At 38.6% G+C, this 20,594-nt stretch carries 17 protein-coding genes and 1 other RNA gene; 16 read left to right on the forward strand and 2 right to left on the reverse strand.

The annotated features are described in order from the left end of the window. The first annotated feature begins 21 nt into the window (after window positions 1–21). The 10 genes from bshA (at window position 22) to ACXYMX_RS07080 (ending at window position 11,134) form a co-directional block, all read left to right on the forward strand. On the forward strand, window positions 22–1,152 hold the full coding sequence (bshA, locus tag ACXYMX_RS07035; RefSeq protein ID WP_459043533.1) for an N-acetyl-alpha-D-glucosaminyl L-malate synthase BshA: 1,131 nt from the start codon (window positions 22–24) through the stop codon (window positions 1,150–1,152). After that, a complete protein-coding gene (locus ACXYMX_RS07040; RefSeq protein WP_459043534.1) occupies window positions 1,149–2,339 on the forward strand; it encodes a CCA tRNA nucleotidyltransferase in 1,191 nt (396 codons plus the stop codon). Before bshA ends, ACXYMX_RS07040 begins: the two co-directional genes overlap by 4 nt. Beyond that, window positions 2,317–3,297, forward strand: a complete 981-nt coding sequence (locus tag ACXYMX_RS07045; protein WP_459043535.1) for a biotin--[acetyl-CoA-carboxylase] ligase — start codon at window positions 2,317–2,319, stop codon at window positions 3,295–3,297. The genes ACXYMX_RS07040 and ACXYMX_RS07045 overlap by 23 nt, the downstream gene beginning before the upstream one ends. Window positions 3,298–3,519: 222 nt before the next feature. After that, window positions 3,520–6,303, forward strand: coding sequence for an ATP-dependent DNA helicase DinG (gene dinG, locus ACXYMX_RS07050; protein WP_459043536.1), 2,784 nt, complete (start codon window positions 3,520–3,522; stop codon window positions 6,301–6,303). A 21-nt stretch (window positions 6,304–6,324) separates the two neighbouring features. Further along, the gene (locus ACXYMX_RS07055; RefSeq protein ID WP_459043537.1) at window positions 6,325–6,798 is read left to right on the forward strand and encodes a DUF5590 domain-containing protein; all 474 of its coding nucleotides are present in this window, start codon (window positions 6,325–6,327) and stop codon (window positions 6,796–6,798) included. A gap of 52 nt (window positions 6,799–6,850) precedes the next feature. Next, window positions 6,851–8,044 carry a pyridoxal phosphate-dependent aminotransferase gene (locus ACXYMX_RS07060; protein ID WP_459043538.1) on the forward strand — a complete coding sequence of 398 codons (1,194 nt, stop codon included), beginning with the start codon at window positions 6,851–6,853 and terminating at the stop codon, window positions 8,042–8,044. Between the two features lie 48 nt (window positions 8,045–8,092). Then, window positions 8,093–9,388 carry an asparagine--tRNA ligase gene (asnS, locus tag ACXYMX_RS07065; RefSeq protein ID WP_459043539.1) on the forward strand — a complete coding sequence of 432 codons (1,296 nt, stop codon included), beginning with the start codon at window positions 8,093–8,095 and terminating at the stop codon, window positions 9,386–9,388. Window positions 9,389–9,408: 20 nt separating this feature from the next. Continuing rightward, window positions 9,409–10,122, forward strand: coding sequence for a DnaD domain-containing protein (locus ACXYMX_RS07070; RefSeq protein WP_459043540.1), 714 nt, complete (start codon window positions 9,409–9,411; stop codon window positions 10,120–10,122). A 12-nt stretch (window positions 10,123–10,134) separates the two neighbouring features. Continuing rightward, window positions 10,135–10,788 (forward strand): endonuclease III, encoded by a 654-nt coding sequence (nth, locus tag ACXYMX_RS07075; RefSeq protein WP_459043541.1) that lies wholly within the window; start codon window positions 10,135–10,137, stop codon window positions 10,786–10,788. A gap of 1 nt (window position 10,789) precedes the next feature. After that, the gene (locus ACXYMX_RS07080) at window positions 10,790–11,134 is read left to right on the forward strand and encodes a YpoC family protein (protein ID WP_459043542.1); all 345 of its coding nucleotides are present in this window, start codon (window positions 10,790–10,792) and stop codon (window positions 11,132–11,134) included. A 47-nt stretch (window positions 11,135–11,181) separates the two neighbouring features. On the opposite strand, the gene ACXYMX_RS07085 is transcribed toward ACXYMX_RS07080, so the two are convergent. Continuing rightward, entirely contained in the window at window positions 11,182–13,743 is a 2,562-nt protein-coding gene (locus ACXYMX_RS07085) for a transglycosylase domain-containing protein (protein WP_459043543.1), read from the reverse strand. Window positions 13,744–13,751: 8 nt separating this feature from the next. After that, window positions 13,752–14,375: a Holliday junction resolvase RecU gene (gene recU, locus ACXYMX_RS07090; RefSeq protein ID WP_459043544.1), complete on the reverse strand. Its 624-nt coding sequence runs from the start codon at window positions 14,373–14,375 to the stop codon at window positions 13,752–13,754. A gap of 172 nt (window positions 14,376–14,547) precedes the next feature. Between recU and ACXYMX_RS07095 the strand changes: the two genes are divergently transcribed. From ACXYMX_RS07095 to ACXYMX_RS07120, 6 genes are all read left to right on the forward strand, one after another. Next, entirely contained in the window at window positions 14,548–14,916 is a 369-nt protein-coding gene (locus ACXYMX_RS07095) for a YppE family protein (protein ID WP_459043545.1), read from the forward strand. Further along, entirely contained in the window at window positions 14,906–17,188 is a 2,283-nt protein-coding gene (locus tag ACXYMX_RS07100) for a DEAD/DEAH box helicase (RefSeq protein WP_459043546.1), read from the forward strand. The genes ACXYMX_RS07095 and ACXYMX_RS07100 overlap by 11 nt, the downstream gene beginning before the upstream one ends. Beyond that, on the forward strand, window positions 17,178–18,425 hold the full coding sequence (locus tag ACXYMX_RS07105; protein WP_459043547.1) for a ribonuclease H-like domain-containing protein: 1,248 nt from the start codon (window positions 17,178–17,180) through the stop codon (window positions 18,423–18,425). Before ACXYMX_RS07100 ends, ACXYMX_RS07105 begins: the two co-directional genes overlap by 11 nt. A gap of 105 nt (window positions 18,426–18,530) precedes the next feature. Further along, window positions 18,531–18,827, forward strand: a complete 297-nt coding sequence (gene gpsB, locus ACXYMX_RS07110) for a cell division regulator GpsB (RefSeq protein WP_459043548.1) — start codon at window positions 18,531–18,533, stop codon at window positions 18,825–18,827. Between the two features lie 45 nt (window positions 18,828–18,872). Next, an RNA gene (gene rnpB, locus ACXYMX_RS07115) (RNase P RNA component class B) lies at window positions 18,873–19,264 on the forward strand. Window positions 19,265–19,400: 136 nt separating this feature from the next. Then, window positions 19,401–20,528: a THUMP domain-containing class I SAM-dependent RNA methyltransferase gene (locus tag ACXYMX_RS07120; protein ID WP_459043549.1), complete on the forward strand. Its 1,128-nt coding sequence runs from the start codon at window positions 19,401–19,403 to the stop codon at window positions 20,526–20,528. The last annotated feature ends 66 nt before the right edge of the window (window positions 20,529–20,594 follow it).

The following is a 20,594-nucleotide window of genomic DNA, read 5'->3' on the forward strand; positions in this document are numbered from 1 at the left end:
AGTTCTGAAAGGAAGGGCGACTTGAGAAAATTAAAAATTGGCGTAATCTGTTACCCTTCTCTTGGGGGATCAGGTGTTGTTGCGACAGAACTCGGTATTATGATGGCGAATAAAGGACATGAAATGCACTATATTACTTCAAGCAGGCCTTTTAGATTTGATGAAGCACACCCGAATATCTTTTTTCATGAAGTAACGATTGAGGGATATGCAGTATTTAAATATCCGCCATATGACATTGCTCTTGCAAATTGCATAGCGCAAGTCATAGAGTCAGAGGACCTCGATTTGCTTCACGTTCACTATGCAGTGCCACACGCTGTGTCTGCGGCGCTTGCGAAGGATATGGCATCTTCGGATATAGGTATCATTACAACGCTCCACGGGACCGATGTAACGATACTGGGAAGGGACCCCGGACTTCTCAAGCCACTACGATATGGCATTAATAAATCAACAATTGTAACCGCAGTTTCTGAATCGCTTAAACAGGAGACAATTGAATTGGTTTCCCCGGATGTTGACATTCAGACCATCTATAACTTCATTGATGAAACCAAGTATCACGCAGTCGATCCGGGAACGCTCAAAAGTGATTTAGGCATTAAAGAAGAGAAGGTTATCATTCATATTTCAAATTTTAGAGATGTAAAAAATATTCCTGATATTATTTATAGTTTCAAGAAAATACGCGAAAAAATAAAAGTAAAGTTGTTGCTTGTGGGTGATGGTCCAGAGAAACAAAAAATGAAAGTACTCGCTAGTGAATTGGGTATTCAAGACGATGTACTATTCTTAGGTCAGCGTGCTGATTTAGCAGAGTTACTCTCTATAAGTGATCTCATGTTTCTTTTATCTAAAAAAGAAGCATTTGGACTCGTCCTACTGGAGGCATTATCTTGTGGCGTACCAGCTGTCGCTACAAATATTGGAGGGATTCCAGAGGTAATCGAAGATGGTGTCAATGGTTATCTTGTACCCCTTGGTGATACGGATGCGGCATCCGAAAGAGGCTTGCAAATCCTTCAAAATCCTGTTCTGCATGAAGAATTTAAACAAAAAGGGCTTCAAATAGCAAAAGAGAAATTTCATTCATCGACCATTGTTGAGCAATACGAAAACTTATATTATGAAGTGGCGGGAGAAAAATGACCGATGTATTTACAAAGGGCCCCGGCTTCGAAGTACTATGTGAACTTGAAAACGCTGGATACGAAGCTGTATTTGTTGGCGGTGCCGTGCGGGATCGATTGTTACATAAAGCTGCAAAGGATATTGATATCGCAACTTCTGCAGAACCAACCGAAGTGAAGGCTGTATTTTCAAATACTGTAGACGTTGGACTTGCTCACGGTACGATACTCGTTGTCTATAAAGGTCACCCAATCGAGGTGACAACATACCGGACAGAGGGAACGTACACGGATCATCGTCGACCAGATGAAGTCCGATATGTGAAATCTCTGCGTAACGATTTACTGCGTCGTGACTTTACAATGAATGCAATCGCGTTGACAAAAGATGGTGAACTTATCGATCCACATGGCGGTAGGGAAGACTTGGAAAACAAACGAATCCGAGCAGTAGGGAACGCGGAGCATCGATTCCAGGAAGATGCGCTTCGGATGCTAAGGGCCATTCGGTTTGCATCGGTGCTTAATTTTTCAATAGAGGAAAAAACTCTACAAGCAATTTGTTCCTATGCTGAACAGATTCAACATGTGTCGGTTGAACGGGTCAAAATTGAGATGGATAAATTGTTTTTGGGAAGCAATCCTCTGCAAGCATTCAAATATATGGAGAAAACAGGACTGGCTAATCATCTCCCTGTTTTTCCGAATAAAGTAGATCACCTCGTTCAAGCAATCCCATTCTCATCAGAAATTGAAGGTTGGGCTTACATTGTACTCGAAGGAGGGTTCTCTACAGGAGAGCTTATAAAATCGTATAAGCTCTCAAAAAGTGAAGGGAAACTAATAACTTCTATTCAGCAGCTTTATGAAAAGAGGAAGATCCGCTCTTTCGTTACGGAGGATTACTACTTCAATTCTTTAGTTGTACTTCAAGCAACCGAGAAGTTATTTCGTGCATTTAATGAGAACTGCCCGGTAATTAAAGCTGAAGAAATTAAACTAATAAAAGAAGAGTTGCCAATTCAATCCATTGCCGATTTAATGGTCAGTGGGCATGACCTGATTCAATGGTCAAATAGTAAAGCTGGTAAATGGACAGGTGACTGGATTAAGAAGATCGAATTTGCTGTGTTGCACCAAACATGCGAAAATGATCCAATGAAAATAAGGGAATGGTTCTTATATGAGTTCAATTGCGAAAAATGAATTATTAAAACGACTTTTTGAAGCGAATGGTCAACCTGTATCTGGCCAAGAAATTGCGGATCAGTTTAACGTATCAAGAACTGCGATTTGGAAGTATATCAAAGAATTTGAACAGGATGGTTATGAAATTGGTACCATTCGTAAAAAAGGATATTACTTAATAACAACACCAGATAAAGTGAATGCGGGAAATATTAATAAGTATTTAACAACAACCAAGTATGGCAAGAAGATTTATTATCTAGAAACTTGTGAATCCACTCAGTTTATTGCACACGATGAAGCACAAAATGGCGCGCCTGATGGGACGGTTATTATTGCCGAAGGGCAAACGTTAGGGAAAGGAAGAATGTCACGCCCATGGAGTTCTTCAGCGAGCAAAGGAATTTGGATGAGTATCATTGTCCGACCTAACTTGACGCCTCAGCAGGCTCCTCAAATGACGTTAGTCGCGGCTGTAGCTGTTACTCGTGCGATTGAGGAAGTTACCGGTCTTCAACCCGATATTAAATGGCCAAATGACATTTTGATAAAAGGTAAAAAAGTCACCGGTATTTTGACTGAATTGCAAGCAGATCCTGACCGGGTTAATGCAATCATTTTAGGCATTGGGATGAATATAAATCATGAAGCAGAAGACTTTTCAGACGAGCTACAAAATATTGCAACCTCGTTGAAAATGGAGTTAGGTGAAGAGGTAAGTCGTTCGAAGCTAGTTGCAAAAGTACTTGAACATCTAGAACGCTATACAAAGGTATATGAAGAACATGGCTTTGGCCCGATTAAACTTTTATGGGAAGGCTATTCAAATACCGCTGGCAAACGAATTCGAGCAGTTATGCTGAATGAGACGATTGAGGGGATGGCAATTGGTATTTCAGAATCAGGAATGCTTGAACTCCGACTAGATGACGGAACAATTCGTGGCATTTACTCAGCTGATATTGAACTGCAATAAGCATACCTGTTTTATCATATAGAATAAGACTCACTTGAAAATTGGATGAATGCCGATTTATAAGTGGGTTTTTTAAATGTGTGAAAGCTAAAATTTTACTCAAACGTATCTCATTCCATACTATACTTGGTATATAAGTTCAAGCATAGTAATTATGAGATTAGATGGCCCAAGATGTGATACAATTTACTGTAGAATTACTAACAGGAAGTTGTTGATTGGATGGATACGAAGACATATGCAGTTGTCGATTTGGAAACGACGGGTCATTCTTCAGCTAAAGGTGATCGGATTATTCAAATTGCAATTGTATTCTTGAAAAATAAGGAAATAGTAAAAACGTATACTCGTTTTGTAAACCCAGGACAGAAAATCCCTCCATTTATCCGTCAATTGACGGATATTTCCGATGGAGAAGTTAAAGATGCCCCTTCTTTTGAAGTGATTGCATCTGAAGTAGCAAGCCTTCTTGAAGGGACAACATTTGTAGCACATAATACAGATTTCGATTTACCATTTCTACAAGCTGAGTTTGCCCGATGTGGAGTGACTCAGTGGACGGGGAAAAAAATTGATACAGTTGAACTCGCAAAAATAATATTTCCAACGTCACCCAGTTATCGTTTACAAGATATAGCAGAGGAACTAGGGATTGCATTGCCATCCGCACACCGGGCTGATGACGATGCAGAAGCAACCGCACATCTTTTTCTCGCATGCGAACAAAAACTTAGGCAGCTTCCAGAAGATACACTGAATCTATTGCATAGAAGATCCTTTTTATTGAAATCAGACCTTTCTTCGGTTTTTAATGAAGCATTGAAGACGTCGCGGAAGAAAATTCAAAGTGCGGAATTTCCAACTTTTCGTGGAATACCCTACCGGAAAATAGATAGATTTAATAATGTTAGCAGCATTGAACATAGTTATCCTGTAGATGATACTCTGAAAACGACTATATTTAAAAAGGATTTTCCAGGCTTTGAGCGACGAGAACAGCAATTTAGATTTATGGATACAGTGTGGGAAGCGTTTCAACAAAAATCCGAAGTTATTGTGGAGGTCCCGACCGGAATCGGTAAAACCATTGCTTATTTGGTACCGGCAGCTATTCAATCCGTAACAACTGGAAACCCGGTTGTTATTAGTACGTTTACGAATCATTTAGCTGAACAGATACAAGGTAAGGAATTAGAAAGTTTACGCGCTCTTCTTGGATTAAATATTAAAGTTACTTTGATTAAAGGAAGAGACCAGTACATCTCCCTTGGTAAACTAGAAGAACTCCTACGCATTGCAGACGAGTCTTACGATGAAACATTGACAATCATGCAGATTCTCATTTGGCTCACTGAAACAACAACAGGTGACTTAAGTGAGCTGAATGTATCTGGAGGCGGTCAACTCTTTATTGATCGCATTCGTAAACGCTCAAATACAATGTTGGCTGACGAGCAAATTGCAGATTTTTACAGTGTATTATTGTCGAATTGCGCTCATTCGAACTTAATAATTACAAACCATTCAATGCTATTAGCAGATTTGCAACGTTCAGAAGTATTATTTACTTCACTGGCTGGACTTGTTATTGATGAGGCACATCAATTAGTGCAAGTAGGATCCCAATTAGATGAAACAGTGTTTTCATATATGAATTGGAAATACATTATGGGACAAATCGGATCTGATGTTGAAGGGCAATTATTGCAACAAATATTTGCTCTTGCTTCTCGATTTGGAACAGCTAGTTCACAAGGAAAAGTGAATTTAGATAACGCATATGCTCACTTCACAGATACATTCGATCAGGCTATTGGTAAAATGGTCATGTATAATGCGCCAATGAAAAGTAAGCAACGAGGGAATCGAAAAGTGTATGCATTAAAAGATTTACCCGATTTAGAGAATGATTTTGCAGAAGTTGCTTTTGCAATGTCCTCTTATATTGATAAAGCTGATCGGGTTACCGAAGGTTTAATTGTTCATCAAGAACAAATGGCACAAAGTGAACAGGCGGTTCTTTCAGAATGGGCGTACTGGATTCGAGAAATAAAAATAAAAGCGGGCGAGTGGGTAGAGTTATTTCTCGACAAAGATTCAACGAACTTTACGGTTTGGATTGAAAAAGATTTGCGTAGCATACCAGGAAGCCTAACTGTTACGAAATGTCCGCTAGACGGATCACTAGCTGTAAAGAGTTTTATGGACAGAGTGAAAAAAGAGGAAACAGGAATTGTATGGACTTCTGGTACATTATCTGTAAAAGACAATTCAAGATTTATTCCTAATCTGTTAGGAATAGCTGAAAATATTCCACTATTAACTTTCGATGCACCATCTCATTTTTATGAAGGTGCAGAAGTGTTTATCGTACAAGACATGCCCGATATTCAAAAAGTTTCTCAAACGGAATACATCGAAGCGGTTGCTGACGCAGTCATTCAAACTTCAATTGCAACAGGAGGAAGACTGTTTGTACTTTTTACATCATTGGATATGCTTAGAAAAACCCATGAACTTATTGTAGAAAGCGAACAATTAGATGAATATGCAATTTTCGCCCAAGGAATTACCTCTGGTAGTCGAATGAAACTGTTGAAGTCTTTTCGTCAATATGACAATTCAGTGTTGTTTGGAACGAATAGTTTTTGGGAGGGCGTAGATGTCCCAGGTGATGCACTCACGGCGGTAATCGTTGTTCGTTTACCATTTACATCACCAGATGACCCTTTATTTAAAGCGAGAGCTACTAAGTTAACCGAACAGGGCTTGAACCCGTTTACTGAATACGCCTTACCGGAGGCGATGATGCGACTGCGTCAAGGTTTTGGGAGACTCATTCGTTCATCTACAGATAAAGGATATTTCATCATTCTAGATAAACGTGTTGAAACAAAATCATATGGCCGCCGCTTCATAGAATCTTTACCTGAAATTCCAATAAAAAAAGTCTCACTTGAAGTAATGGTTAACGAACTCGAAAGTTGTTATAATGATAAAGGTTAATTAAAAGAGGATGAATGCTAATTGTTAAATTGGATTAAATTTATCACTGTTTTTCTTTTAACACTTGCAATAATCCTTACTGTTTCTATTTTTTACAATGCAAACAAACCTGTTGCATTGGCAAAGACTTCTGCAATTGATAAAGCAACGAATTCAGGATTAATTGTTGAGTATGCGCAGCCATATAACGGCATCGAAGCAGTAACTACTGTATTTGGAGAAAACGCAGAAGGTGAAAAAGTAGCATTATTTATTAATGAAACGACTGAAGATACGTATGAACAAGTGAAACTTACTGATGGAATCACTTCAGAAACAGCAGTGAAAGCTGTAAAGGAAGAATTAGCAGTTGATACCATCCTTCATGTTAAGCTTGGAATGGAAGAAGTCGGGGCAGTTTGGGAAGTTGCATTCAAAAGTGAAAACGGTAAACTGAATTACGTATATGTATTATTTGAAAATGGACTTTGGTGGAAAAGGATTTTGAATTTATAAGAAATCTTTTCGCGATTACTTTAGAAATAACTATATTTAGGGAGAGATTCAATTGACGAAACAACTTGCCTCAAGAGTGAGTACACTTACACCTTCAACTACACTTGCAATTACAGCAAAAGCTAAAGAAATGAAAGAGTCAGGTATTGATATTATCGGTTTAGGAGCAGGAGAACCTGATTATAACACGCCTACGAATATTCTTGATGCTGCATATAAGTCAATGTTAGAAGGCAAAACAAAGTACACACCATCAGGCGGTCTTCCTGCCTTAAAAGATGCGGTTATCGATAAATTAAAAAAAGATCAAAACTTAACTTATGGAAGAAATGAAATTATGATTGGAATTGGAGCAAAGCATGTATTGTTCACTCTTTTTCAAGTAATTCTTGATCCGAATGATGAAGTCATAATTCCTACTCCATACTGGGTAAGTTACCCAGAACAAGTGAAGCTTGCAGGAGGAGTCCCAGTCCATATTGATGCGTCTTCAGAAGCTTCGTTCAAAGTAACTGCTGAGCAAATTAAAAATGCAATTACGAGCAAAACGAAAGCAGTAATTATTAATTCACCAGGAAACCCAACAGGCATGATTTATTCAACAGAAGAACTTTTGGCTATTGCTGAAGTCTGCAAAGAGCATGATATTTGGATTGTTTCTGATGAAATCTATGAGAAGCTAATATATGGTGGAGAGAAGCATGTCTCCATCGCTCAATTATCCGACGATGCAAAAAAACGCACGTTAATCATCAATGGTGTTTCAAAATCACATTCGATGACAGGATGGAGAATTGGCTATGTCGCGGGGGATGCAATGGTTGTAAATGCAATGACGGATCTTGCAAGTCACTCGACATCAAACCCTACAACAACGTCTCAATATGCTACAATTGAAGCATATAACGGACCGCAAGATACGGTTGAAGTTATGCGCAAAGATTTTGAATCTCGCTTAAATAAAGTCTATCCTCAAGTGGCAGCGATTCCAGGATTCAAAGTGATTAAGCCACAAGGTGCATTTTACTTGCTACCTGAAGTAACAGAAGCATTAGAAAAAACGGGTTATGCAAATGTGGATGACTTTGCTGAAGCTTTGCTTACCAAAGCAAATGTTGCTGTAATTCCAGGATCAGGGTTTGGCTCACCAAACACAATACGCCTTTCATATGCAACTTCAATCGAATTGTTAGAAGAAGCAATTCGACGCATTCACGCATTTGTAGAAGAGAATTGGAAAAAATAATACGTTATTTAATTAAAAAATTAGAACTACTAAATTTCGGAGGTCACTATGAAAACAATTATGATTCAAGAAATGCCAAAGCATTTGGGCGAAACAGTTCGAATTGGCGGTTGGCTTGCAAATAAACGTTCAAGTGGTAAAATTGCATTTTTACAATTAAGAGATGGATCAGGATTTGTTCAAGGAGTAGTTGTTAAAGAAGTTGTAGGCGATGAAATATTTGCCAAAGCACGGGCGATTCATCAGGAATCATCTTTGTATATTACAGCAGAAGTAACGAAAGATGAGCGATCATCTTTCGGATTTGAATTGCAAGTTAAAGATGTTGAAATTATTCATGATGCAATCGATTATCCAATCACACCAAAAGAGCATGGAACAGAATTCCTAATGGATCACCGTCATTTATGGCTGCGCTCACGCAAGCAACATGCAATCATGAAAATACGAGACGAGATTATTCGTTCAACTTATGAGTATTTCCATGACAATGGCTTTACAAAAATTGACCCGCCAATTTTGACAGGCTCTTCACCAGAAGGGACATCGGAATTATTTTCAACAAAATATTTTGACGAAGATGCATTCCTCTCACAGTCAGGTCAGCTTTATATGGAAGCAGCCGCGATGGCATTAGGAAAAGTATTCTCGTTCGGACCGACATTTCGTGCAGAAAAATCCAAAACTCGTCGCCACCTAATCGAATTTTGGATGATAGAGCCTGAAATGGCATTTGTACAATTCGAGGAAAGCTTAGAAGTTCAAGAGCAATATATTAGCCATATTGTTCAGTCAGTCATTAAAAACTGTACGCTAGAACTTGAAAGATTGGGCCGTGATCTTTCAAAAATCGAAAAAATTAAAGCACCGTTTCCACGCATATCTTACGATGATGCGATAAAGTTCCTAAATGAGAATGGATTTGACGACATTAAGTGGGGCGATGATTTCGGAGCACCTCATGAAACTGCTATCGCAGAAAGCTACGACATGCCCGTGTTTATTACCCATTACCCAATTGGAATTAAACCATTTTATATGCAACCACACCCAGACCGTGACGATGTTGTCCTTTGTGCAGATTTAATTGCTCCAGAAGGGTACGGAGAAATCATTGGCGGATCTGAACGTATTTATGATTATGAACTAATGAAACAACGGATTAAAGAACACAACTTAGACGAATCAGCGTATGCCTGGTATTTAGATCTCTGTAAATACGGTGCAGTTCCACACTCTGGTTTCGGATTAGGTTTAGAGCGAACAGTCGCATGGATATCCGGTGCAGAGCACGTTCGAGAAACAATTCCGTTTCCACGATTGTTAAATAGATTATACCCATAAAGAAAGTGAGGAGTTCGGACATGCAACATGAAGATCGCCTCCGAATTTGGATTGAGCAGGGAAATGTTAACATTTCCCAGCTCTTTTTTAAGAACTATAAAAGTTTAGGTATACAAGATATTGATGCCATGTTAATCATGCATATGACTGCATTTATATCTGATGGAAATGAATTTCCAACTCCAACTGATTTTTCAAAGAGAATGAACATGACGGAAAATGAAGTTTCCATGGTGTTGCAACGTTTAATGCAATTCGGTTTCCTACAAATTACACAAAGTAAAGACGATGTAGGTGTTTTGCATGAAAAGTTTACACTTCAATCACTTTGGGCTCGTCTTATAGATCAAATTCTTTCTGTCTCAGAAGAAAAGGAAGAAGTAAATCAAAAAATGGCTGAAGGAGAAATCTTTCAATTATTCGAGCAAGAATTTGGCCGTTTTTTATCACCGATGGAAAGCGAATCGATTTCGATGTGGCTTGATGATGACGGACATTCTGTTGAAATTATTCGTGCAGCCCTTAAAGAGGCAGTTATTGCAGAAAAATTAAGCTTAAGATACATCGATAGAATTCTGTTTGAGTGGAAAAAGAAAAATATTAAAACGCTGACTCAAGTTGAAAATCAAACGAAGAAGTTTCGTTCGATTGGAAAACGTCCGAATTTATCACAAGAGAATGTCGTAGCTGTAAAACGTGTGCCTTTTTATAACTGGTTGGAAGAAAGAGACTAGAGGAGGGATACGATGTTAACGAAAAAGCTTTGGGAATACAGCTTAGACGAGTTTAAAAAAATGTTTCCAGATGCTCATTGCGAGTTGGTGCATGAAAATCCATTCGAATTATTAATTGCAACATTGCTCTCTGCTCAGTGTACGGATGTTCTTGTGAACCGGGTAACGGCAGAGCTTTTCAAGAAGTACAAGACTCCAGAAGATTACCTTGCAGTAGATAATGGAGAATTACAAAATGATATTCGTTCAATTGGTTTATTTAGGAACAAAGCTAAAAACATACAAGCGTTAAGTCAATTGCTTGTGGAAGAATTTAACGGTGAAGTACCTGCAAATCGAGATACGTTGATGACATTTCCTGGTGTTGGTCGTAAAACGGCAAACGTTGTTGTATCTAACGCATTTGGAATCCCGGCATTAGCAGTTGATACGCATGTTGAACGCGTAGCGAAACGCTTAGGGATGAACAGATGGAAAGATTCTCCCTTGGCTGTTGAGGAAAAAATCATGCGTTGGACACCAAAGGATAACTGGACGGATACGCACCATCAAATCATATTTTTTGGACGCTACCATTGTAAAGCACAAAATCCAGGTTGTGAGATTTGTCCACTTTTAGCTATTTGTCGAGAAGGACAAAAACGGATGAAAGCGAAGGCTACCTAATATGAGTCTGTTTGCAAAAGAAAACATTCAACCTTTTTATGAAAAGTGGGAATCAGTAAAAGATCGTATAAAATTGTATTACGATGAGAAGGACCCGAGAGCATTCGATTTAATGAATGAGGCTATTGAAAACTATACGGAACTTCTCACTTATGGCGGAAAACAAATAGACTCTCGAACTGAAAAACTCGTAGATGCTCTAATGCCATTAAATGGCGAGGAACGATTTCAATTTGTAAAAGATCGAGTTCATAGTCATTATTCATTTGTTCAATTGGATGCACTTTATGAGGAATCAAAAAAGAAGGCGGCGCGTTTAAATATTACTATGAAAAAAGAAAGCTGAAGTCAATCGCACTAGTGCGATCGACTTCAGCTTTTTTATATAGCAAATTAAGTTGACTCATCTTCACTTGGCTCATCGCCATCAGAAGGAGGGGGAGGTGTATTGCTATTATTCCCGTTATTGTTTCCATTTCCAGGAGTTTGATTGTTACCTGGATCGACTGGTTCATCGTTCTCTTCATTATTAGGATCTTCTGGAACTTCTGGATCAATAAAGTCTGGAATTTCCTCTTCTTCAACTTCGGGCTCTTCTTCCGGCATTTCGATAAATAAGGTGATTGACGCAGGTTCACTTACGAGTTCATTCATTTTTGCAACAACGTTGAATGTATAAGTTTTACCTTGTTCTACGCCGGTAAATGTTACGGTTGTCTCTTTAGTTGTCGTCATTTCTTGTGGGGCACTTCCATCTGCACTTACGTTAATTGAGAATTCCACATCTCCTTCAATCAAGTCAGGATCAGGTGCTTCATGTACCCAATTAAGGGTGATTGTCTCGGACTCCATATCGTAATCGGCGGATAAATTCGTTGGTGCATTAATTTCTGTAATTACTACTTCAGCTACTTCTACTGGAACTGTTCCTCTTACAAATAATTCGGTTCGTTTCATATTGTCTGGTGTGGTTGAACTTGCCAAAACTAAAGGATTAGATTTATACTCGATTGTTGCCTGTTCTACAGAAGCGGGTTGTTTGAAACTTGATGTTTCTTTACCTTCAGAAATAGCAGTCATCACATCTCTAAATAAATAACGAGGTACATATTTTTCTTTTTCATTCTCAGTCATGGGCGTTTTCCGTTCTTGATAACCGGTCCATACAGCAATTGTGTAATTTGTTGAATAGCCAGCAAACCACACATCAGGTACTCCATCAATTCCTTCATCAGAAGAATAACTTGTTGTACCTGTCTTGCCAGCAATATCTAAGCCAGAAATATTGGCGATTTTACCTGTACCTTTTGTAAATACGTCACGTAGCATATCTGTAACCATATATGCAGTAGAGTCTTTCATAGCCACTACTGATTCAGGGGCTAAATTTTTCTCTGTCTTCCCGTCACGAAATACAATTTTCGTTATCGAATGGGGCTCTGTATAAACACCGTTGTTGCCAAATGCTGCATATGCTCCAGCTAAGTTAGTTGTTGAATAAGAGTCACCTCCACCCAACGCATTCGAAGGGTAGTCATTCGAAGAAGGTAGGCCTAATTTAGAAGCAAAATCTACGGCTTTGGAACGCCCAACTTCTTCATAGGTTTTAACAGCGGGAACGTTCCGTGAATCATAAAGTGCTTCGCGCATCGTAATGGATCCACGATGTTTACGGTCTACATTTCGTACGGGTATCGATGTGCCTTTATAGTTATATTCTTCATCAACAACCGTTTGGCCAGTTGACCAATTCAAGTACTCGATTGCTGGACCGTAATCCATAATTGGTTTCATTGTAGAACCGATTTGACGTAATTCACGTGAAGCAAAGTTCCACGAGCGGTCAGCATAATTTCGGCCGCCCCCGACTGCCACAATACCGCCAGTTTTCGTATCAAGAACAGTAAGTCCAGCTTGTAAATTTTCATTCGAATAATACTCGGGATTGTTGATTATACGTTCAACCTTAAGCTGTGCATCAGGATCGAGCGTAGTTTGAATTTGTACACCTTCAGAGAGTACATCGGATAATCCAGCTGCTTCAAGTTCGTTCATAACTAAGTCAATAAATGCTGCGTACTTCGATTCAGTAGAAGCCTTTCTACTATCTTGTGGTACTAGAGTTGAAGTAACGGGGATAGCTTGTGCAGCAATCATTTCATCTTTCGTTATTTTCTTATGCTGATTCATTAATGAAAGAACGATATTTCTTCTCTTCTCGGCTCGTTCTGGGTTGTTGTAAGGATTATGTCCATTTGGACTTTGAGGCAATCCTGCAAGCATGGCAACCTCGTGGAGTTCAAGTTCAGCTAACTTTTTTCCGTAAAAGTAGTCGGCTGCTGTTCCAAAGCCATAGGTGTTACCAGACATCAAAATTTTGTTGAAGTACATCTCAAATATTTCATCTTTTTCATAATTGCGTTCCAATTGAAAAGCAAGCCAAGCTTCTTGCGCTTTTCTCTTAAGTGTTTTTTCATTTTTCAAAAATGAGTTTTTGATAACTTGTTGTGTAAGTGTACTAGCTCCTTGGGACCCAAACCCGCTGCGGAAGTTAGCTAATACAGCACCGCCTAGTCTATAAAAATCCATTCCGTTGTGAGAGTAAAAACGAACATCTTCAGTTGCAAGAATTGCATCTTCCATTAAAGAAGGTATTTCATTAAAGGGAACAAATTCTCTTTTTTCGATACCTGTTGTTAAGATTACATCCTTATTTCTATCTAGAATTTCTGAAGATAAGGGGTCTCGCAGTAGTTTTTCATCTAATTTAGGAGCAGAACTTGCATAATAAGCAAATAATCCACCACCAGCAAGGAGCCCAGCGAATCCTATCGCTATAAGAATTAAAAAGATTCTTTTAATAATCCTTTTTGTATTTTTGGGTTTCTTAGCCTTTTGCTGACTTGCTTGTTTACTTTTACGTAATTCTGTTCGGGATTTCATATGTTCACTCATTGATTTTCCTACCTTTCAATCTCGTCATTTGTATTTTCAACAAATGCACGAATTGCACTTATATAATCTAATCTAGGCATATAGCCTGGTTGTATTTCAGTTGCTAGCCTTTCAAACTCTTCAATCGTTATTGATTTTCTTCCACCTAATTTCATTCGATCCCATTTAATTTTGAAAAATTCATAAGGAAGTATGAAATAACGATCCAACGTTGAAAATTTGATAATTAAAAAAGAGAATCCACCTTGTTGTGTAACTTGTTCCATATGATCTACTTGGTGTTCATGAATATTACTTAATGGAAATGAAGTTTTAACCTTAGTTTCCTTTGCTTCAAAATCAATGTATCTTCCATTCCATACACCGTTATAATCGGTTGTGGAAGGTGCACGAAAATAGGCTTCAGTAATTCGAGCCGCGCTTCTTGCAGGATAACTAACGTTGACAATTTGAACAGGCACTGGTTTTTTGTGAATGACTGCTATAGCTTGGCTTAAATAATAATCATTTGATTCATTTAATTCATCTTCCAATGACTTCCCACGATTACTAAAAGAGCGATCACTGATTCGTTGATGTTTCGTTAATTGGTTGGGAACAAACCTTTTCCCATTTGGATATCTAATCGTCATACGTTCCACCTCGCATCACATTATTATATCATAAACATTGGACGGAATAGCCATAGGAAGGTTGCGTAAATAAATTAGAAAATCCTAATATGGAATGAATGTTCGAGTGTGAATGGTGAAATGTTCGAAAGTCTGATAAAATAATGAGTAAGTATCGGAAGAGGTGTTCTGAATGAATTTGGAAGAAAAATGTAGAGAATTATTAGTTGTATGCAACGAATGTCTAAATAGACACACAAAGATGCGGGAACTTGATCGGGATCCTGACTTTTTTATAGAAGTAAAACCATACGCAGATAAATACCATACCATGCTCGATGAATGGGCAAGTGAATCCTACGAGTGGATTAAAGAAGCGAAACCGAAATACGTGCATCCTGTACAAGTTGACGCACTAACGGATGCAATGAAACAGTTTATTGTTCAATCGTTTTATAAGAAAACGGGATTGAAACGATTTGTACTTTCGATTCGTTCCGCAGAATACACATTGAAAACCTTTTTGGATGCATTGGAGGAGGCGGAACGGAATGAGAAATAAGGCTTCGATTTTAGAGGTTGTTCATGAATTAACAACAAACTCTGGTTTATCGAAGAACGTGATTCATACTCGAACGATTGAAGGGAAGTCCGCAGTTTATGCAGATTTTCCGGAAAACCTTCATCCTTCTATTATTAAGGCTCTAAAACTAAAAGGAATTGAACAACTATATAGTCATCAAAAAGAAGCATTTAACTCTGCTTATGGAGGGGAATCATTCACAGCTGTTACGCCAACAGCATCGGGAAAATCGCTTTGCTATCATTTGCCTGTGTTGCAAAGCATTTTGGAAAACGAATCGTCTAGGGCAATTTATTTATTCCCAACAAAAGCATTAGCTCAAGATCAATTGGCAGATCTGCACGAATTAATCGAAGCGAGTGGAGAAACTATTCTTAGCGCTACGTATGATGGCGATACTGCACCCGGAATAAGAACTAAAGTTCGTAAATCTGGGCATATTGTTTTGACGAATCCTGATATGTTGCATTCTGGCATTCTTCCTCATCACACAAAGTGGGTTTCGTTATTTGAAAACTTGAAATATATCATAATAGATGAGCTTCATACTTACAAAGGTGTTTTTGGAAGTCATGTAGCGCATGTTCTTCGTAGATTGAAGCGGATTTGTAATTATTACGGAAGTGATCCAGTCTTTATCTGTACGTCTGCCACAATTGCGAATCCTCAAGAGCTTGCCAAGGCATTAACGAACACAGAAATGAGGCTGATTTCAAATAATGGAGCACCGGCCGGAAAGAAACATTTTATTTTTTATAATCCGCCAGTCATTCATCCAACGTTTGGAATTAGAAGGAGTGCGGTTCTAGAAGTTCGAGACATTGCATCTTTACTCTATCGTAAAGGCATACAAACAATTATCTTTGCAAAAAGTCGAGTACGCGTTGAAATGCTTGTGACCTATTTGAAAGAACTGACAAAGAAAAAGTTATTCGATGATAGCGTGATGGGTTACCGTGGCGGTTATTTACCATCTGAGCGTAGAAAGATTGAAAAAGGCCTTCGTGATGGTCAAATCCGTACAGTTGTGAGTACGAATGCGTTAGAACTTGGAATAGATATTGGGCAACTACAAGCTTGTATAATGACAGGATACCCAGGTAACATCGCAAGTGCTTTTCAACAAGCGGGACGAGCAGGTAGAAGACAAGAGGAGTCGCTCGTTATTTACGTTGCTCAGTCAGTAGCGCTTGACCAATACATTATTCAACATCCAGATTATTTATTGGGGCAATCTCCAGAAGAAGCACAAATACATCCGGATAATATGTTCATATTAATGGATCATTTGAAGTGCGCCTCATTTGAATTGCCATTTACATTGTCTGAAATGTACGGTGAATTTGAAGTGCAAGAGTTACTAGCGTTTCTTGAGAGTGAAGGAATACTTATTCGCACGACAGAGAAATGGCACTGGATGACAGATAGTTTTCCGGCTAGTGAAGTGAGTCTTCGGTCTGCTGCGCAGGAAAATGTTGTTATAATTGACAAAACAATTCCCAAAGAAACACGGGTAATTGGTGAAATGGACCGCTTCAGTGCTCTTACGCTTTTACATGAAGAAGCTATTTATATACACCAAGGGACTCAGTTCCAGGTCGAAATTCTAGATTGGGAAGAAAAGAAAGCCTATGTAACGGAAGTAGACGTTGATTACTTTACAGATGCAAACTTAGCAGTTGAACTTAAAGTAATGAACGAAGACGACAAAAATACCTTTGGGCAAAATGAAGCAACATACGGCGATATAGCGGTCATGGCAATGGCTACTATCTTTAAAAAAATTCGATTTCAAACGCACGATAATATAGGTTCGGGAGTAATTACATTACCGACTGTTGAACTACATACATCCTCAACATGGTTTTCATTTAATGTACCAATAGGATGGACAGAGGCTAGTTTGACAGATGCAATGACAGGTGTAGCTTATGCCATCCAGTCATTTATCCCGTTATTTGTTAGGTGTGATAGATCGGATATTCATGTTGTACCACAAGTGAAAGCGGTACATACCGAACGACCAACAATCTTTATCTACGACAGTTATCCAGGTGGTATTGGATTAAGTGAAAAAATTCATAGTCGATGGGACACATTATTAAAAGAAGCTGCACTACATGTATCCTCATGTAGCTGTACTGAAGGCTGTCCAGTTTGTATTGGGGCGCAAGAAGTTGGTGTAGGTATGAAAAAAGATGTAAATAATCTTCTCCATATATTAGCTGGAGGGAATTCCAATGTCCTATGAACAAAAATTAATGGCGATGAAGAAATTATTGAAGAAACCAGATAAAAAGAAAAGCATTGAACCAGTTAAGAAAGCTAAAACAAGTCCATTTTACGAAAAAGTATGGCTAGAAGCGGGACTTGAAAAAGAAGTAAATGAACATGGCATTGTTTATAAGCGTACCGTAATTTATGACAAGGAATATATGCACGGAACTGTAGTGTTATCAGAATTAGGACGGTCAATAGAGAAGTGGATTGAATCCGATGAAACACATCCCTTAACGCCGGTTAATATGAATAAACTCGTATTTTTTGATACAGAAACGACAGGTTTAAAAGGAGTAGGAACACTAATTTTCCTATTAGGCTTTATTGAGCAAGTAGGATCTTCATTTATGCTTACTCAATATGTACTTCCAGGCCCCGACCATGAAGCAGCATTTTTATACGCTTCAAGACTTTGGGAAGAGAAATTCACACTTGTTACATATAACGGGAAAAGTTTTGATGTGCCCCAACTTGAAACACGTTGGACGATGAATCGGAAAGTATTACCTGCTTTACTTTCCCACGACCATATAGATTTATTACACAGTTCTAGACGCATTTGGAAAGAAGAAGTAAGTAGATTTCGTTTAAGTGTGATTGAGGAAGAAAAACTTGAGTTTTTCAGAGATGGAGATATTCCCGGTCATATGGCTCCAATTATTTATCAGGATGCTGTAAAAAATGGCCGGGCAGAAATGTTGATGAAGGTTCTAACGCATAATGAATGGGACATCCTTTCACTTGTTGCTCTCTATATACATGCTACGGATATCGTACTTGGTATAGATAAATCTGTGACAGCAGTGACACAAACAAATATAGGGAAATGGTTTTCTGATTTAAAATCATATGATCGGAGCAAACTTATATTTGAAAAGGTCATAGAAGATTACGGACTGGATCATCCAATCACTCACTTCCACTTCGCGAATATAATGAAGCGAGAAGGGAAGAATTCAGAAGCAATATCCTCATTTTCAGTAGCCGCAAGGAATTTGACTGGGCGCGAACAATTACTCTCCTTGGAGGCATTGGCCATGTTGTACGAACATAAGCTAAAAGAGTTACCTAAAGCACTTGAACATACTAAGATGGCGCTTAAGATACTTGAGAATGAAGATGAACTAACAAGTCGATTTAAAATACGTAAAGAAAAAGATTTCCTGCATCGGGAAATGAGATTATTCCGTAAATTATTTCCCGGGTAAGCGCATGAATCGACAAAGTAAAATTAATGCTGTTATAAAAAGACAATTTATAAAGATTTATGTTACAATATGAAATATGTAAACATAGATGGAAGGGCGATTTTCATGGACACTAAATTAGACTCGAAAACGATACTTGAAAAAGAATTCAAGACAGGGATTCGCGGCTATAATCAAGAAGAAGTTGATTTATTTCTTGATGATATCATTCAAGACTACCAAACTTTTAATAAAGCGATTATTGAATTAAAAAATGAAAATGCACGTATTCAAGAAGAGTTGACTGCTGCTCAGAAACGCCCTGCTGCAGGGAGTGTAGGAACAACGAACTTTGATTTATTGAAACGTATTTCCAATCTAGAACGACACGTGTTCGGTAGCAAAATGTACGAACAAGAATAATTGCTTATGCAATTCAATTGTTGTATACTAACAAAACCATAGTGCAAATTTAGGTAATCGCTGCAACGCTAGACGTTGTAGAGGAAAGTCCATGCTCACACAGTTCTGAGATGACTGTAGTGTTCGTGCTCGGCGAAAAAATAAGCCGTGGCTTCGCGCTTTGCGTGTTGACGGCGGTAGTAAGTCCTACGTCTGAATGTATTTTTGGATACGGATTAGGCTACCTGAAAAGTGCCACAGAAACGTAGCCAACTCGGAAACGGGTTGGATGGAACGCGGTAAACCCCACGAGTGAGAAACCCAAATTATGGTAGGGGCACTCTTCTGAAGGAATTGAACTGAAGAAGGGACAGGTTTAGCCTGTAGATAGATGATTACCACCCTAGTACGAGGCTTTGGCCGTTTGAGTACACGGGAACAAAACATGGCTTATCGAATTTCCTATGGTTTTATCTTTATTAAACAAGCAAATGCTCTCCGAAATGTTGGAGAGTTTTTCTTTTGGTGTATATATAAAAGTGAAGTTGAATTTACATAAAAATTAATACAGAAACGTAAAGGAGTGATGAATCGTTGACTGACTTTAAATTAGTTGCAACGACAGCGATGGGTCTTGAATCGATTGTAGCAGATGAAGTGAAGGCGCTAGGATTTAAGACAACTACGGAAAATGGAAAAATATATTTTCAAGGTGATGGTGCTGCAATCGCTAAAGCGAATATGTGGCTTCGTGTAGCAGACCGTGTTCGAATAATTGCAGGAGAATTCCATGCAACCACTTTTGATGATTTATTTGAACAGACAAAGGCGATTCCATGGGAACAATTTTTATCGGTCGATGCTGCATTTCCTGTAGCGGGAAAATCCGTCAAATCGACATTGTATAGTGTTCCAGACTGCCAAGCGATAGTTAAGAAAGCAATCGTAGAACGCTTGAAAATTGCATATAATAAAGTAGGATTTCTTGATGAAACAGGTCCGCTTTATAAACTAGAAGTTTCCATCCTGAAAGATAAAGTAACATTAACAATCGATACAAGTGGAACGGGTCTTCATAAACGCGGATATAGATTAGGACAAGGGGATGCCCCACTAAAAGAAACAATGGCAGCAGCGTTAGTTAAATTAACTCGCTGGAATCCAGATCGTCCATTCCACGACCCTTTTTGTGGATCAGGAACAATTGCAATTGAAGCAGCGATGATTGGGCAAAATATTGCACCGGGTTACAATCGCGACTTTTTAAGTGAAGAGTGGCCATGGATTAATAAGGAAGTTTGGGAACAAGTAAGAGAAGAAGCTGAAGATCTTGCAAAATACGATCAGCCACTTGATATTTCTGGTTCTGATATTGATTCTAAATTAATAAGAATTGCTGAAGGTAATGCCGCAGAGGCAGGTTTTAATGACATAATAAACTGGTACCAATCAGATGTTAAGGATATTACAGTTAATGGATTAAATGGTGTAATGCTTGGGAATCCTCCATATGGAGAGAGATTGGGCGAAACTGAGGAAGCTGAGGATCTAACAAGGATTCTTGGAGATGTGATGAAAGATCATCCATCTTGGTCAGTCTACATGCTTTCATCCTTAGAAAATTTTGAAACGATGTATGGAAAACGTGCAACGAAAAAGAGGAAATTATTTAATGGGTTTATTCGCACTGACCTTTATCAGTACTGGGGTAAAAGACACTAAAGAAAAGCGCAAGCACCCGTGTAGCTCGCGAAAGAAATAGGGGAATCCACAGAAGTCGCACTTTGA

The organism is Sporosarcina sp. CAU 1771, assembly GCF_054482775.1.

Coding starts and splice junctions, on each gene's coding strand:
- recU (WP_459043544.1), bottom strand. CDS start 14,375: ATGACGATTAGATATCCAAATGGGAAAAGGTTTGTTCCCAACCAATTA.
- ACXYMX_RS07045 (WP_459043535.1), top strand. CDS start 2,317: ATGAGTTCAATTGCGAAAAATGAATTATTAAAACGACTTTTTGAAGCG.
- ACXYMX_RS07085 (WP_459043543.1), bottom strand. CDS start 13,743: ATGAGTGAACATATGAAATCCCGAACAGAATTACGTAAAAGTAAACAA.
- ACXYMX_RS07040 (WP_459043534.1), top strand. CDS start 1,149: ATGACCGATGTATTTACAAAGGGCCCCGGCTTCGAAGTACTATGTGAA.
- asnS (WP_459043539.1), top strand. CDS start 8,093: ATGAAAACAATTATGATTCAAGAAATGCCAAAGCATTTGGGCGAAACA.
- dinG (WP_459043536.1), top strand. CDS start 3,520: ATGGATACGAAGACATATGCAGTTGTCGATTTGGAAACGACGGGTCAT.
- ACXYMX_RS07070 (WP_459043540.1), top strand. CDS start 9,409: ATGCAACATGAAGATCGCCTCCGAATTTGGATTGAGCAGGGAAATGTT.
- gpsB (WP_459043548.1), top strand. CDS start 18,531: ATGGACACTAAATTAGACTCGAAAACGATACTTGAAAAAGAATTCAAG.
- ACXYMX_RS07080 (WP_459043542.1), top strand. CDS start 10,790: ATGAGTCTGTTTGCAAAAGAAAACATTCAACCTTTTTATGAAAAGTGG.
- ACXYMX_RS07100 (WP_459043546.1), top strand. CDS start 14,906: ATGAGAAATAAGGCTTCGATTTTAGAGGTTGTTCATGAATTAACAACA.
- nth (WP_459043541.1), top strand. CDS start 10,135: ATGTTAACGAAAAAGCTTTGGGAATACAGCTTAGACGAGTTTAAAAAA.
- ACXYMX_RS07095 (WP_459043545.1), top strand. CDS start 14,548: ATGAATTTGGAAGAAAAATGTAGAGAATTATTAGTTGTATGCAACGAA.
- ACXYMX_RS07105 (WP_459043547.1), top strand. CDS start 17,178: ATGTCCTATGAACAAAAATTAATGGCGATGAAGAAATTATTGAAGAAA.